Below are 14,412 nucleotides of genomic sequence, written 5' to 3'. Positions count from 1 at the left end.
TGCCTCTGAGCAAACCATCAAGGAGATGTCCATGACTAAAACAATGAAACGCGTGACGGTTGCCGTGCTGGCAACGACGTTAGTGGTGGCCCTGAGCGGCTGTTCCAACTGGTCAAAACGTGACCGCAACACGGCGATTGGCGCCGGTGCCGGTGCTATTGGTGGATCGGTGCTCACCAACGGCAGCGCGCTGGGTACCGTCGGTGGCGCTGCGGTGGGCGGCATTATTGGCCATCAGGTTGATTAATAATAATATTGTAGCAGGCTACGCAGCGCATCTACGTCACATCGGGCCACCTTGCGTGGCCCGCTTTCATTAACCGCCCGCCAGTTTAACCTTCATGCCTTTGGCTTCCAGCAGCGTTTTAAGCAAATCGCGCTTATCGCCCTGAATCTCAATCACGCCCTCTTTCAGCGCCCCGCCGCAGCCGCACTTCTTCTTAAGCTCGGCCGCCAGCTTTGCCAGCGCGTCATCATCGAGATCGATACCGGTAATCAGGCACACGCCTTTACCTTTACGCCCGCTGGTCTGGCGCTGAATGCGCACGATGCCATCGCCTTTCGGTCGCTGCGGTTTCTCTTCGCTATGCGTAATACGGCCGGTTTCGGTGGAGTAAACCAGCGGATTGTCCTGAGCCATTAGCCCTCCTGTAAACTGTGCAGGATTTGCTGCAGCGTCTGCGCCGGATCGGCAGATTGGGTGATCGGTCGCCCAATCACCATGTAATCCACGCCGGCCTGTTGTGCCTGCTGCGGCGTCATGATGCGACGCTGATCGCCGGCCTCGCTACCCGCCGGGCGAATACCCGGCGTAACCAGCGCGAAATCCTGCCCGATAACCTGTTTAAAGTGCGCGGCTTCCTGCGCCGAGCACACCACGCCATCAAGGCCACATTCGCGCGTCAGTCGTGCCAGACGTTCAGCCTGCTGCGCCGGCGATAAAGTGATGCCAAGACCTTTGAGATCGTCTTCATCCATGCTGGTCAGCACCGTCACCGCAATCAGCAACGGCGCATCACTGCCAAACGGCAGCAGCGCTTCGCGTGCCGCATTCATCATCCGCGCCCCGCCGCTGGCATGCACGTTGACCATCCACACGCCGAGATCTGCTGCCGCCGCGACCGCATGCGCCGTCGTGTTCGGGATGTCATGAAATTTGAGATCGAGGAATACCTCAAAACCGCGCGCCTGCAACGTCTTCACCAGCGACGGTCCAAACAGGGTAAACATCTCTTTACCCACTTTCAGACGGCACTGGCCCGGATCGATACGGTCAACGAACTGCAGTGCGCTATTGAGATCATGATAGTCGAGTGCCACCAGAATCGGTGATTGAGTAACAGGCATAACGTTTCCTCAGAGGCTGGCACCCGCAGGCGCGATGGACAAACGGCAAGCATTCTACCCGTGCAACCCGGCCACGACAACGTTGCGACGGCGATTGCCGTGCTGATCGACGAGGTGGTGCACAGTGCTGAAGCGTCGATGATAATTACTCTATTAGTATGTTGTAACTATTATGCGTTGTAAATAATTACCGAACGCGGCCAGCTTACTGGCCGTCGAGTCCGCGAATCGGTTTAACGGAAGACCAGGCGCGACACGATGGGCAGTGCCAGTAGAGCGCGTGCGCGGTGAAGCCGCACTTCTGGCAGCGGTAGCGCGGTTTAGTACGAATCTGTTCGCCAACCATGTCGCGCAGCACCATCAGACTCTCTTTGGCGCGGCCATCTTCTGCCTCATGCAGGTGGAAATCCATCAGACGATGGAACACGCGCATGGTGGGATGACGCTGCAGCTGACGGTTAATGTAGAGCTGTGCCGCTTCCGGCCCCTGCTGCTGCTCCAGAATGTCCGCCAGATAGAGTTCCGCCGCAGCACCGGTGTTCTCTTCAACGCAGCGTTGCAGGAACTGCGCCCAGCTGTCAGGCTGCTCCAGTCGCTGATAGCAGGTTTCCAGCATCGGCAGCGTTTCGCTCACCAGTTCTTTGTCCTGCTCCAGCACGCGCTGCAGCCGCTGCGCCGCTTTCGCGTATTCGCCCTGCTCCATCAGGATACGTCCCATCATGATGGAAACGCGCGCGCTTTGGTGGTCGGCCGCTTCACCCTTTTTCAACAGGTTCATGGCACGATCGAGGTCGTCACTGCTCAGCGCCTGCAGCGCCAGCTCGCAGTAGAAATGGGCGATTTCGCCCTTTTGCTTATCTTTGCCGAGTTTTACCAGCCGTTCCGCCACTTCGATGGCTTTCTGCCAGTCGCTGGTCGCCTGATGAATCAGCAGCAGTTGCTGCAGCGCGCTGATACGAAAATCGGTTTCATCGATCAGCTGACTGAACATGTCTTCGGCGCGATCGTACAAGCCGGCGGCCATGTAGTCGCGTCCCAGCTGCTGGATAGCCAGCAAACGCTGATCGTAGGTAAGCGACGCGCTTTCCATTAACGACTGGTGGATGCGGATGGCGCGGTCGACTTCGCCGCGCGAACGGAACAGGTTACCGAGCGTCAGGTGGGCTTCAACGGTGCCGCTGTCCTCTTTCAACATATCGAGGAACAGATCGACCGCTTTATCCTGCTGATTAGAAAGGAGAAAGTTGACCCCTGCCACGTATTCGCGTGACAGACGGTTAGCTTCCTGTTGCTTATCCTGTTGCGCACTGCGGCGGCCCATATACCAGCCGTACGCCGCCGCGACAGGAAGAAGCAGAAACAGCAATTCAAGCATCGAACATTAATCCCGACGCACTGCAGTGGAGGTGCTATTTACCGCAGCAGATTGTTCATTTTGCGCCTGCATACGTTTCAGTTTGCGCTGTGCATGCGCCAGCGAAACACGAATGCGCAGCCAGAACAGGCCACAGATCGCCCAGCCCAGCAAAAATCCGGCACCAAACAGGCAGGCCAGCAAGGTTGAAATGCGGAATTCGCCCTGCGCCAGCAGATAGTTGAAGGTGACAATCTGGTCATTATGCGCTCCGAGCGTGACGGAGATGATGAAAATGACCAAAACCACGAGAAAAATCAGCAAATATTTCACAATGCGTCCTGTCGTGAGGTTATCCGGTAGAGTATGCCAAAAAAGTGCCGCCGTTGCTGCTTATCCGCGCAGCAGTTAGTGCCCTTTCTGCAAGTACAATCAATCATATGGGGGCAAAGGGAGAAATTACAATCCGTCATCGCGCCCGGCAATCTCACGCTGCTCTTCCGGCGGCACGCTGAGCGGGCCACAAAAGCGCTGCGCCAGCCAGGTTGCCAGCGTCACCAGCAGCCACGAGATTAGCGTCGCGACCACCAGATCGCGCGGCCAGTGCATGCCCAGTACCAGCCGGCTGCCCATGACCAGCGTAGCCCAGACAAACAGCACCACCACCGTAACAATATGCCGGCGCGGCCATAACAGGCCAATCACCAGCAGCGCCCAGCTGGCGGCAAACATGGTGTGGCCAGACGGAAAAGCAAAGCCCGTTTCAAACGCCCAGTGATTTTTTAACCAGGCGGGCAGCTTTGTATCATTGGCGAGCAAGGCGGACACCATTTCGCCGCGCTGCTGCCGTTTCAGCTGATAAAACTGCTGTTCGTTGACGCCGTGGCTGTGCTCAAGCCAGACCACATACGGCCGCGGCTCCTGCACCTGCTCTTTAATAAAGGTTTTGGTCGACTGACCAGCAAGAATCGCGCCGTTCATGATAATCAATAACAGAATGGCCGGCCGGAGGCGAAAGCGCAGGCACCACAATACCCAGCCGCTCAGAATCAGGCTGGTCAGCGTGCCCCACGGACTGGTGACGGTTTCGGTGATCCAGAACAGCACGCGCAACAGATGCCCGCTCTCCCCCGGTTGCCACTGCCAGCCGGAAAGCCATACGCCCAGTGGCATCAGCAGTAATAAAAACGCGCCCAGCGTGGTGCGTTGCACAATTTTTAACATCTTGTCCCTTTATTGTTTCCCGACCTGACAGGCGTATTGCATAACTTTAGTTGAAAAAAGAATAACATACCCGTTGCGGCTTAGATAATTGTGCTTTATCACTACAATCACTCTGACTGATTAGCGGCCCTGGTTCAGGTTGTGGCACAATATCGGCAGTTTCGTCGGGCCAGTCGGGCCCGTGCGTTATCATGATGATAGCGCATCCTCTGAAGGTTCTGGAGAGTCACATGCAGCTGAAACGGGTAGCAGAAGCCAAACTGCCCACGCCATGGGGAGATTTCCTGATGGTTGGTTTTGAAGAACTGGCAACCGGCCACGACCACGTCGCGCTGGTTTATGGTGATATTAGCGATCACAATCCGGTGCTGGCGCGCGTCCACTCCGAATGTCTTACCGGCGATGCGCTGTTCAGCCTGCGCTGCGACTGCGGCTTCCAGCTGGAAGCGGCGCTGACCGCCATTGCGGAAGAAGGACGCGGCGTGCTGCTGTACCATCGTCAGGAAGGCCGTAACATCGGGCTGCTGAACAAAATTCGCGCCTATGCGTTGCAGGACAAAGGCTACGACACGGTGGAAGCAAACCATCAGTTGGGCTTTGCCGCCGATGAGCGTGATTTCACCCTGTGCGCCGACATGTTTAAACTGCTGGGCATTAATGAAGTGCGTTTGCTGACCAACAATCCGCGCAAAGTGGAGATCCTGTCAGAAGCGGGTATCAATATCGTTGAGCGCGTGCCGCTGATCGTTGGCCGTAACCCGAAAAATGCGCACTATCTCGATACGAAAGCCGAGAAGATGGGACATCTGCTGCCGAAATCGTAACGCGGCGGTGCGCGCACGCCATAGCGCCCTCGCGTCATGCATATTCAGCGTCAATTAATAAAGCCGGGCATGCCCGGCTTTGTTTTTTAGTTGAGCATATTGCGTATCACGTAATGCAGGATGCCGTCGTTCTGGTAATAGGTCAGCTCATTACCGGTATCGATACGACAACGAGTATCCAGCGTCTGCTGACTGCCGTCAGCCCGCGTCAGCGTTACCGGGACGCTGCAACCGGGCTGCAGCTGCGCCAGATTTGCCACGTCGATACGCTCTTCCCCGGTCAGCTGCAGCGTCTTACGCGTTACGCCCGCCGGGAATTCCAGCGGTAAAATACCCATGCCGATAAGGTTAGAGCGGTGAATACGCTCGAACGATTCGGCAATCACCACGCGCACGCCCTGCAGACGCGGACCTTTCGCCGCCCAGTCGCGGCTGGATCCGGAGCCGTACTCTTTCCCGGCGATCACTGCCAGCGGCACGCCCTCCTCCTGATACTTCATCGCCGCATCGTAGATAGCCAGCTGTTCCTGGCTCGGATAGTGCCGGGTATAACCGCCCTCGACACCAGGCACCATTTCGTTGCGAATACGGATGTTAGCGAAAGTACCGCGCATCATGACTTCGTGGTTGCCGCGTCGAGAACCATACGAGTTGAAGTCGTTACGCTCAACGCCGTGCGCCAGCAGATAACGCCCCGCCGGACTTTCCGCTTTAATGCTGCCAGCCGGGGAGATATGGTCGGTCGTCACCGAATCACCGAGCATCGCCAGGATGCGCGCGCCGTGAATGTCCTGCACCGGCTGGGGTGTTTTTTCCATATCGTCAAAGAACGGAGACAGACGAATATAGGTGGAGCCTTCGTCCCAGTCATAGGTGGCGGCTTCGCTGACTTTGATCTGCTGCCACTCGGGCGTGCCGTCGAACACCTCGGCGTACTCTTTATGGAACATGTCGCTGGTAACTTTCTGCACCGATGCGGCAATCTCTTCCGGCGATGGCCAGATGTCCTTCAGATAGACGTCATTGCCCTGCTGATCCTGACCGATCGGATCAGTCTGCAGGTTGATCTTCATGTTGCCCGCCAGCGCATACGCCACCACCAGCGGCGGAGACGCCAGCCAGTTGGTTTTCACCAGCGGATGGATGCGCCCTTCGAAGTTGCGGTTGCCGGACAACACGGCACCCACCGTCAAATCGCCCTCTTTGATCGCGCTTTCGATCTCATCCGGCAGCGGGCCGGAGTTACCGATGCAGGTGGTGCAACCGTAACCCACCAGGTTAAAGCCCAGCTCATCAAGATACGGGGTCAGTTGCGCCACGGCGAGATAGTCGGACACCACTTTTGATCCTGGTGCCAGCGAGGCTTTAACCCAGGGTTTACGCATCAGCCCGCGCTCGACGGCTTTTTTCGCCAGCAGGCCAGCCGCCATTAAGACGCTGGGGTTGGAGGTGTTAGTACAGGACGTAATCGCGGAGATCACCACGGCGCCATCATCCAGCTGGATGCGGTCGCCGGTTTCACTGTCCAGATAGCTGACCGTTTTATGCGGCTTCTGCGCGTGATTCACTTCCAGCTCGTTACTGGCGTCAAAGGCCGCCGGTACGTCGCCGAGGGAGACGCGGTCCTGCGGACGTTTCGGACCGGCGAGGCTCGACTCAACCTCGGCCATATCCAGCGCCAGCGTGCTGGTAAAGATGGGCTCATCGCCCGGGTTACGCCACAGCCCCTGCTGTTTTGCATAGGCTTCCACCAGCTCAACCTGCTGCGCATCGCGCCCGGTGAGCGTCATGTAGCTGAGCGTTACTTCATCAATCGGGAAGAAACCGCAGGTTGCGCCATATTCTGGTGCCATGTTGGCGATGGTTGCGCGATCCGCCAGCGGCAGATCGGCCAGTCCGTCACCATAGAATTCGACAAACTTACCGACCACCCCATGCTTGCGCAGCATCTGCGTCACGGTTAATACCAGGTCGGTGGCGGTGATACCGGGGCGCAGTTTGCCGGTCAGCTTGAAACCCACCACATCGGGAATCAGCATCGAAACCGGCTGGCCCAGCATGGCGGCTTCAGCTTCAATGCCGCCCACGCCCCAGCCAAGCACGCCCAGGGCGTTAATCATGGTGGTATGGGAATCGGTGCCGACCAGCGTATCCGGATAAGCCACTTCTTTGCCGTCCAGCGTTTCATGCCAGATGGCTTTACCGAGGTACTCCAGATTGACCTGATGACAGATACCGGTGCCCGGCGGCACGACGCGGAAACGGTTAAAGGCTTTTTGCCCCCAGCGCAGGAAAACGTAGCGTTCGTGGTTGCGTTCCATCTCCAGGCGCACGTTTTCTTCAAACGCATCGTCATCGCCAAAATGGTCGACCGTGACCGAGTGGTCAATCACCAGATCGACCGGTGACAGCGGGTTAACTTTCGCCACATCACCGCCCAGCCGCTTAACGGCTTCACGCATCGCCGCCAGGTCAACCACGGCCGGTACGCCGGTGAAATCCTGCATTAATACGCGCGCCGGACGATAAGCAATTTCGCGATCGGCATGTGCAGTTTGCTGCCACGCCACCAGCGCCTGAATATCTGCTGCCGTTACGGAATCTTCATCCTGCCAGCGCAGCAGGTTTTCCAGCAGAACCTTGAGGGATTTTGGTAAGCGATCGATATCACCGACCTGCTGAGCGGCTTTCGGCAAGCTGTAGTAATGATATTTTTTTGCCCCTACTTCCAGCGCATCCTGACTCTGCTCACGTAACGTTAACGACATAACTCCTCCTTTTATGGGCTCTTCTGCTAAACCTCAGAGAGTGCAAGGTTTAGCTTAAAGATAGACCACATTTTCGTTAACGTTTTGATAACAACACGAATTGACACACAAAACCGCAACGAAAAATGCCCTGACAAAAGTCAGGGCATTCAGAAAGCGTTAACTGGCAGGATTAGCGAATTACAGGACGGCCCAGACGGCCGCAGCCCAAAAGGCCATTGAGAAGGCATAAACGCTGAGCCATGAAAAAGTTGTGGTATTCATCTGTCACTCCTCCCGGATCGCGGGCAACAAAAAGCCATCGTCTTCAGCGTTGTACTGATGACACCGTTTTTTTAGATGCTGAGTGTTAAAGGACGGGCTTTTAACGTGCCCACCGGAGAGTCCGGTAAAAATGCGCGACAGTATGTCTTAATAAGAATTGGACGCAGACTGCGTTATTTAGACTTCGGATCCATGAATGATTCAATAAAGCTGCGCTGCTGTTCACTCAGTTCCCAGGAAGCCGGGATTGCCACTTGCGGTTCAGCAGGCGCTTCTTTGGCTTTGCACACCGGTGCTTTGGGCTGACGCGCAGCGACCGGATATTTACGACTGAGTGTATTTGCCCACATGGCTTAACCCCACATACGCCAAATCATTAACGCCACCACTACCCAGAACAGTGCTGAAGCAGCGAAGACAGTCAACCAGGCTTTGCGACGGATGTTACCTGAACGCTCTACCTTGGTGCTTTTAGCCCGGAAGTCCGGTTGTACAGTTAATCTCGTAGTCATAGTTTTTGATAATCACTCTCAATAAAACGATTGATAACAACGATGAAGATTTAGGACGAATCCTAAACTTGTTAAGTCCAAAAATCCAGTTATTTTTATTGAGCACAACGATTAACGCTATTTATCAAAACCGCCAAAACTGATGAGATAAATTTAAGCACGCTGCAAACTATTAATTTAATAGTTACATTGTAAATTTGGCTTAAACCAAAATTAGATCCACTCTAAATTTGAGTTTAATTTAACGAGCCAGTTAAAAAGCCCTTTCTCATCAGCTTTTAACTGGAGTATGGGAATATTCCTGGCAGTCCGCAAAGCGGCAAAGTAAAAATTGTGTACTGATTCGCATTTAATAAATAACAATGAAAAAACATGTGACGCATGTTTCATTTACAAAAAAATAATGGAATTTTTTGAGGTTCTGCTGGTGCTAAGCGGCGGGAGGTGTGCGGGAAGTCGCTGGACATCCCGCAAAAATAATGAGTTACGTGATTACCTGAAAGGAAGCTTGATATCGCGGAACATCGCTTCGATATCTTCGTTTGAGCGCAGCGCCACAGCGGCGTCCACCACGTCTCGCGTCAGATGCGGTGCGAAGCGCTGAATGAAATCATACATATAGCTGCGCAGGAAGGTGCTGCGCCGGAAACCAATCTTGGTGGTGCTATTGGTGAAGATTTCTGAAGCTTCAATGCGCACCAAATCCGGATCGGAAACCGGGTCCACCGCCATGCTGGCAATCACCCCAACCCCCAGGCCTAAACGCACATAGGTTTTGATCACGTCGGCATCGGTTGCGGTAAAAACAATACGCGGCGTTAAACCGGCACGGTTAAACGCAGTATCCAGTTCTGAGCGGCCGGTAAAACCAAAGGTGTAAGTCACCAGCGGGAAATCAGCCAGCTCCTCAATCGACACATTGGATTTCCCCGCCAGCGGATGATCCGGTGTGACCACAATGGCGCGGTTCCAGTGATAGCACGGCAGCATAATCAAGTCGTCGTACAGGTGCAGCGCTTCGGTGGCAATGGCGAAATCGGCATTGCCTTTGGAGACCGCCTCAGCAATTTGTGTGGGCGAGCCCTGATGCATATGCAGGGAAACGCGCGGATAGCGTTCGATAAAGCCTTTGATTACACCAGGCAGTGCATAACGCGCCTGAGTGTGGGTCGTGGCCACGTACAGCGATCCTTTATCTGGCCAGGTGTGTTCACCGGCAACCGATTTGATCGCATCCACTTTGGACAAAACTTCGCGGGCAATACGGATAATCTCTTCACCCGCTGGCGTCACCTGCGTCAGATGTTTGCCGCTGCGGGCAAAAATCTGCACGCCCAGCTCATCTTCCAGCATGCGCACCTGCTTACTGATGCCCGGTTGCGAGGTATACAGCCCCTCTGCCGTGGAGGAGACATTGAGGTTGTGGTTAACGACTTCAACGATGTAACGCAACTGCTGCAATTTCATAGTTATATCTTCCCGATAGCGACAGAGGTGCATTCCCTGCAGGCGTGTATCCGCCCTGATGGCGTAATAATGAGGGAAAGCGAGTCAGCAAAATGCAATAAGCTATAACTACTATATCAGTTAACGTAAGAATGTAGAACGATTAGCTATAAGGATGGGAAAAAGGCCAGCGAAAGCTGGCCTCCAGGGGGATTACTTCTTCGCTTCCTGCCACTTACCGTCGATATAGAAAACTGACCAGCCAGTCGCTTTGCCCTCTTTTTCTGAGGCAACATACTGCTGTTTAGTCTTACGGCTAAAACGCACCAGCGTTTTATTGCCTTCCGGATCCACTGCCGGCGCTTCGGCCAGATATTTCAGTTTCTCCGGCAGACGGTCAGCAAAGCGCTGCAGCTCTTCCACCAGCGGCGCACGGGTTTCACGCGATTTCGGGAAGGTGTTAGCGGCCAGGAACACGCCCGCAGCTCCGTCACGCAGCACAAAATACGCATCCGATTTCTCGCACGGCAGCTCCGGCAGCGGTACCGGATCTTCTTTCGGCGGCGCGACTTCGCCGTTGCGCAGAATCTTACGGGTATTTTTACACTCGTCGTTAGTACAGGCCATGTACTTACCAAAACGCCCCATCTTCAGGTGCATTTCAGAGCCACATTTTTCGCACTCAACAATCGGACCGTCATAACCTTTAATACGGAATTCACCCTGTTCGATTTCATAACCGTCACACTCCGGGTTATTACCACAGACGTGCAGTTTACGGCCGTTGTCGATCAGGTAGCTGTCCATCGCGGTGCCGCACTTCTGGCAGCGACGACGGGCGCGCAGCGCGTTGGTTTCGGCATCATCGCCTTCCAGCACGTTAAGCACTTCGTTTTCCGGGATCAGGTTAATGGTCTGCTTGCAGCGCTCTTTCGGCGGCAGTGCATAACCGGAACAGCCCAGGAACACGCCGGTGCTGGCGGTACGAATCCCCATTTTGCGTCCGCAGGTTGGGCAGTCGATGGAGGTCAGCACCATCTGGTTCGGCTGCATGCCGCCCTCTTCCGGATCTTTCTCCGCCTGCTCCAGCTGCTGGCTGAAATCACTGAAGAATGAATCCAGCACCGCTTTCCATTGCGCTTCGTTATTCGCAACCTGGTCGAGACTGTCTTCCATGTGCGCGGTGAAATCATAATTCATCAGCTCACGGAAGTTCTCTTCCAAACGATCGGTAACAATCTCACCCATCTTCTCGGCGTAGAAACGGCGGTTTTCCACCCGCACGTAACCGCGATCCTGAATGGTGGAAATGATCGAAGCATAGGTAGACGGGCGGCCAATGCCACGCTTCTCCAGCTCGCGTACCAGCGAAGCTTCGCTGAAGCGCGCCGGCGGCTTGGTAAAGTGCTGGCCCGGCAGCAGGGATTTCAGATCCAGCGTGTCGCCCACGTTCACCGGCGGCAGCGTCAAATCTTCATCATTTTTACGCAGCGCCGGCATCACTTTGGTCCAGCCGTCGAAACGTAGCGTACGCCCTTTCGCTTTCAGTTTGAAATCTGCCGCGCCGACGGTCAGCGTGGTGGAATCATATTGCGCAGGCACCATCTGGCAGGCCACGAACTGGCGCCAGATCAGCTGATACAGCTTCTGCGCATCCGCTTCCATATCCTTCAACTGCTCGGCGGCAACGTTGACATCAGAAGGACGAATCGCTTCGTGCGCTTCCTGAGAATTCTCTTTGCTGGCGTAGGTGTTGGGCGCATCCGGCAGGTAGTTCTTACCGAATTTTTTCTCCACGTAGCCACGCGCCATCGCCACCGCATCCTGACTCAGGTTGGTGGAATCGGTACGCATATAGGTGATGTGACCGGCTTCATACAGACGCTGTGCCATCATCATGGTTTTCTTCACGCCAAAACCAAGGCGGGTGCTCGCCGCCTGCTGCAGCGTCGAGGTGATAAACGGTGCCGACGGTTTGCTGCTGGTCGGCTTGTCTTCACGATCCAGAACCGCGTAACGCGCCTTTTCCAGGATGGCCACGGCCGCTTCGGTTTGCTCGCGGTTAACCGGGCGGAACGCTTTATCGCCCTGATGCGTCACCCTGACCGCCAGTGCATCGCCTTTCGGCGTCGACAGATCGGCGTCAATTTCCCAGTACTCTTCCGGTACGAAGGCTTTGATTTCGCGCTCGCGCTCCACCACCAGGCGCACGGCAACCGACTGCACGCGTCCGGCCGACAGGCCACGGGCAATTTTTTTCCACAGCAGCGGCGAGACCATATAGCCCACCACACGGTCCATAAAACGACGCGCCTGCTGCGCATTGACGCGCTCAATATTCAGTTCGCCTGGCTTCTCGAACGCCTGACGAATCGCATTTTTGGTGATTTCGTTAAACACCACGCGGCTGAAGCGTTTGTCATCGCCACCGATCACTTCCCGCAGGTGCCAGGCAATGGCTTCCCCTTCGCGGTCAAGGTCGGTTGCGAGATAGATGTGGTCGGCATCGGCAGCCAGGTTCTTCAGTTCGGAGACGACTTTTTCCTTGCCGGGCAGAATCTGGTAGTCCGCTTCCCAGCCGTGCCACGGGTCAACACCCATGCGATTGACCAGCGCGGCCTTTTCATCTTTCTTTACTTTCTTGCCGGTTTTCGCCTTTTCCCCGTCGGCACTTTTACGGGCCGTTGAACCACTGGTCGGCAAATCACGGATATGACCGACGCTGGATTTCACCACGTAGTCATTACCGAGGTATTTATTGATTGTTTTGGCCTTTGCCGGGGACTCAACGATGACGAGTGCTTTACCCATATGTACCTTTACCTAATTGAAACGTCCTGATAAACGGGAGAGGATTGGCAGCCCCAAAACCCAATGGGTTCAATATTGCTGCTGACTTTTTGCTTTTCAAGCCAGCGGGGACAATCTCTGGTCAGATTGCATCGGCATTTGCAACTTGATGATTAAGAGCGAGTTTTCCGTCTGACGGTATCACACATCCTGGTGTGATCTCCCTGAAAGCTGAATCGCCCACACTCTACCTGATAAAATCTGTTACGCAACTTAATTAGCATTCTGTTTAATTTCTCGCCAGTTTTCTGACCGAACGCTGATTTGCTGAACGCACCGACAGGCAAGTAATATAGAAGGAGAAAATTCGCTGTCAAAAAAGAGGTGAAAAATGTCAGCAGCAACGGAATCCATTTCACGCCAGGCGCTACTGGAAATCGCTAATCAGCGCATTCAGCAGCACGATGAATATTTTGCTGGGATGGAAGCCACTGAGGTGATTCAGCAGGGCGAGGTTCTGGTGTTTCGCGGCCCGTGGTTCCTCGACGATGAAGGGTTGCCGACCGCCAAAACCACAGCGGTGTTTAACGTGTTTAAGCACCTTGCCGTGGTGCTCTCCGCGCAGTATCACCTGGCATAAAAAAAACCCGGCCTGCGCCGGGTTGGTTCACAACAGCGGTTTATCACCGCGCTGCCAGATTTTCAGAATCAGCCGCTCGGCTGCCACGCTGGCACTGTGGGTCACGCGATCAATCATCTTTTTCTTGCGCGCGAAGTGCACGCCCAGCACGCTAAAACGGTCCATGCGCGCAATGATCAGCGCATCGCTGGTACCAATCTCATCAATCAGCCCCAGATCCAGCGCCTGACGGCCATACCAGTGTTCGCCCGTCGCCACTTTGTCCAGATCCAGCGCCGGACGCATCTGATGCACAAAATCTTTAAACAGCTGATGGGTTTCATTCAGGTCTTCCTGAAACTTCTCCCGCCCTTCCTCGGTATTCTCACCAAACAGCGTCAGCGTACGCTTGTACTGGCCGGCAGTGTGCAGCTCCACATCAATGTCGTTGCGCTTCAGCAGACGATTAAAGTTAGGGATTTGCGCCACCACGCCGATGGAACCAATGATGGAGAACGGCGCCGCCACGATGCGATCCGCAACGCAGGCCATCATGTAGCCACCGCTGGCGGCAACTTTATCCACTACCGCGGTCAGCTGCAGCCCCGCATCACGCAGACGTTGTAGCTGCGACGCGGCCAGGCCATAGCCGTGCACCACGCCACCGGGACTTTCCAGCCGCAGCAGCACTTCATCACCCGGCTGAGCCACCGCCAGCACTGCGGAGATCTCTTCGCGCAGCGAGCTGACTTCACCGGCGTCCATACTGCCTTTGAACTCCAGCACATAGAGAGTCGGCTTCGCCGCTTCAGTCACACCGGCTTTGGCATTGCGCTTTTCGGCTTTAGCTTTCTGTTTCTCTTCTTTCTTATGCTGCTTCAGCCACACTTTCTGCGCCTGCGGCTTCATCTTCGCCAGCTGCAGGTCCTCTTTCATCTCGCGATAGGCTTCGTCAAGATGGGTTAAGCGCAGCTGACCGCCGCTGTGACGTTTACGCAGCGCGGCATTGAGCACAATCAGTACAATAGCTGCGATCGCCACCACGACGGTGACGGCCTTGGCCAGAAATAATCCATAGCTGGAGAGTAAATCCATTCTGCCGCCTTATTAAACAGTGAATTACAGTCAAACCCTGAGTTTACCCGCTTTGATGTCATTCGTCGCCTGAAATGCCGGCAGGCGGCACAGAATGCGCGTTGCGGCGATTGCACCTTGCGCCAAATTGAGGCATAAAGCCAAAAAACCCTCTGACCTGCAAAGGACA

14 protein-coding genes are annotated in these 14,412 nt (G+C 55.1%); 3 read left to right on the top strand and 11 right to left on the bottom strand.

Annotated features, from left to right (window positions below; all coding sequences use genetic code 11):
- Positions 1–31 precede the first annotated feature (31 nt).
- On the top strand, positions 32–247 hold the full coding sequence (osmB, locus tag F3I21_RS01210) for an osmotically-inducible lipoprotein OsmB (RefSeq protein ID WP_150057988.1): 216 nt from the start codon (positions 32–34) through the stop codon (positions 245–247).
- A 69-nt stretch (positions 248–316) separates the two neighbouring features.
- Here the strand turns inward: osmB and yciH are convergent, their stop codons facing one another.
- The 5 genes from yciH to pgpB form a co-directional block, all read right to left on the bottom strand.
- Complete coding sequence (gene yciH / locus F3I21_RS01205) at positions 317–640, bottom strand: stress response translation initiation inhibitor YciH (protein ID WP_021505951.1); 324 nt, start codon at positions 638–640, stop codon at positions 317–319.
- The gene (pyrF, locus tag F3I21_RS01200) at positions 640–1,347 is read right to left on the bottom strand and encodes an orotidine-5'-phosphate decarboxylase (RefSeq protein WP_150057986.1); all 708 of its coding nucleotides are present in this window, start codon (positions 1,345–1,347) and stop codon (positions 640–642) included. The genes yciH and pyrF overlap by 1 nt, the downstream gene beginning before the upstream one ends.
- A gap of 205 nt (positions 1,348–1,552) precedes the next feature.
- Positions 1,553–2,722: a lipopolysaccharide assembly protein LapB gene (gene lapB, locus F3I21_RS01195; protein ID WP_021505949.1), complete on the bottom strand. Its 1,170-nt coding sequence runs from the start codon at positions 2,720–2,722 to the stop codon at positions 1,553–1,555.
- Between the two features lie 6 nt (positions 2,723–2,728).
- Entirely contained in the window at positions 2,729–3,034 is a 306-nt protein-coding gene (locus F3I21_RS01190; RefSeq protein WP_058771279.1) for a LapA family protein, read from the bottom strand.
- Positions 3,035–3,160: 126 nt separating this feature from the next.
- The gene (gene pgpB / locus F3I21_RS01185; protein WP_058758619.1) at positions 3,161–3,925 is read right to left on the bottom strand and encodes a phosphatidylglycerophosphatase B; all 765 of its coding nucleotides are present in this window, start codon (positions 3,923–3,925) and stop codon (positions 3,161–3,163) included.
- 230 nt (positions 3,926–4,155) lie between these two features.
- Between pgpB and ribA the strand changes: the two genes are divergently transcribed.
- On the top strand, positions 4,156–4,749 hold the full coding sequence (gene ribA, locus F3I21_RS01180; RefSeq protein ID WP_058758620.1) for a GTP cyclohydrolase II: 594 nt from the start codon (positions 4,156–4,158) through the stop codon (positions 4,747–4,749).
- An 86-nt stretch (positions 4,750–4,835) separates the two neighbouring features.
- Here the strand turns inward: ribA and acnA are convergent, their stop codons facing one another.
- The 5 genes from acnA to topA all read right to left on the bottom strand — a co-directional run bounded on the left by acnA (position 4,836) and on the right by topA (position 12,550).
- Complete coding sequence (gene acnA, locus F3I21_RS01175; protein WP_150057984.1) at positions 4,836–7,517, bottom strand: aconitate hydratase AcnA; 2,682 nt, start codon at positions 7,515–7,517, stop codon at positions 4,836–4,838.
- Between the two features lie 437 nt (positions 7,518–7,954).
- Positions 7,955–8,131 carry a hypothetical protein gene (locus tag F3I21_RS23135; protein ID WP_021314644.1) on the bottom strand — a complete coding sequence of 59 codons (177 nt, stop codon included), beginning with the start codon at positions 8,129–8,131 and terminating at the stop codon, positions 7,955–7,957.
- Between the two features lie 3 nt (positions 8,132–8,134).
- Positions 8,135–8,293, bottom strand: coding sequence for a YmiA family putative membrane protein (locus tag F3I21_RS01170; protein ID WP_071813666.1), 159 nt, complete (start codon positions 8,291–8,293; stop codon positions 8,135–8,137).
- Positions 8,294–8,785: 492 nt separating this feature from the next.
- Positions 8,786–9,760, bottom strand: coding sequence for an HTH-type transcriptional regulator CysB (gene cysB / locus F3I21_RS01165; RefSeq protein ID WP_021510116.1), 975 nt, complete (start codon positions 9,758–9,760; stop codon positions 8,786–8,788).
- A gap of 192 nt (positions 9,761–9,952) precedes the next feature.
- Entirely contained in the window at positions 9,953–12,550 is a 2,598-nt protein-coding gene (gene topA, locus F3I21_RS01160) for a type I DNA topoisomerase (protein ID WP_058774627.1), read from the bottom strand.
- Between the two features lie 370 nt (positions 12,551–12,920).
- Here topA and F3I21_RS01155 point away from each other — a divergent pair, with 370 nt between their 5' ends.
- Entirely contained in the window at positions 12,921–13,169 is a 249-nt protein-coding gene (locus tag F3I21_RS01155; RefSeq protein WP_150057982.1) for a YciN family protein, read from the top strand.
- A 27-nt stretch (positions 13,170–13,196) separates the two neighbouring features.
- Here the strand turns inward: F3I21_RS01155 and sohB are convergent, their stop codons facing one another.
- Positions 13,197–14,243, bottom strand: a complete 1,047-nt coding sequence (sohB, locus tag F3I21_RS01150) for a protease SohB (RefSeq protein WP_058758624.1) — start codon at positions 14,241–14,243, stop codon at positions 13,197–13,199.
- Positions 14,244–14,412: the final 169 nt, after the last annotated feature.

Source organism: Pantoea sp. B_9 (genome assembly GCF_008632015.1).
In the GTDB taxonomy this organism is placed as follows: domain Bacteria; phylum Pseudomonadota; class Gammaproteobacteria; order Enterobacterales; family Enterobacteriaceae; genus Pantoea; species Pantoea dispersa.
Note: the sequence above shows the minus strand (reverse complement) of the source record. Positions and strands in the feature narration are given on the sequence as shown.

Excerpts from the sequence above, each read along its gene's own strand:
- osmB (WP_150057988.1), top strand. The coding sequence starts at position 32 with ATGACTAAAACAATGAAACGCGTGACGGTTGCCGTGCTGGCAACGACG.
- yciH (WP_021505951.1), bottom strand. The coding sequence starts at position 640 with ATGGCTCAGGACAATCCGCTGGTTTACTCCACCGAAACCGGCCGTATT.
- pyrF (WP_150057986.1), bottom strand. The coding sequence starts at position 1,347 with ATGCCTGTTACTCAATCACCGATTCTGGTGGCACTCGACTATCATGAT.
- lapB (WP_021505949.1), bottom strand. The coding sequence starts at position 2,722 with ATGCTTGAATTGCTGTTTCTGCTTCTTCCTGTCGCGGCGGCGTACGGC.
- pgpB (WP_058758619.1), bottom strand. The coding sequence starts at position 3,925 with ATGTTAAAAATTGTGCAACGCACCACGCTGGGCGCGTTTTTATTACTG.
- ribA (WP_058758620.1), top strand. The coding sequence starts at position 4,156 with ATGCAGCTGAAACGGGTAGCAGAAGCCAAACTGCCCACGCCATGGGGA.
- acnA (WP_150057984.1), bottom strand. The coding sequence starts at position 7,517 with ATGTCGTTAACGTTACGTGAGCAGAGTCAGGATGCGCTGGAAGTAGGG.
- F3I21_RS23135 (WP_021314644.1), bottom strand. The coding sequence starts at position 8,131 with ATGTGGGCAAATACACTCAGTCGTAAATATCCGGTCGCTGCGCGTCAG.
- F3I21_RS01170 (WP_071813666.1), bottom strand. The coding sequence starts at position 8,293 with ATGACTACGAGATTAACTGTACAACCGGACTTCCGGGCTAAAAGCACC.
- cysB (WP_021510116.1), bottom strand. The coding sequence starts at position 9,760 with ATGAAATTGCAGCAGTTGCGTTACATCGTTGAAGTCGTTAACCACAAC.
- topA (WP_058774627.1), bottom strand. The coding sequence starts at position 12,550 with ATGGGTAAAGCACTCGTCATCGTTGAGTCCCCGGCAAAGGCCAAAACA.
- F3I21_RS01155 (WP_150057982.1), top strand. The coding sequence starts at position 12,921 with ATGTCAGCAGCAACGGAATCCATTTCACGCCAGGCGCTACTGGAAATC.
- sohB (WP_058758624.1), bottom strand. The coding sequence starts at position 14,243 with ATGGATTTACTCTCCAGCTATGGATTATTTCTGGCCAAGGCCGTCACC.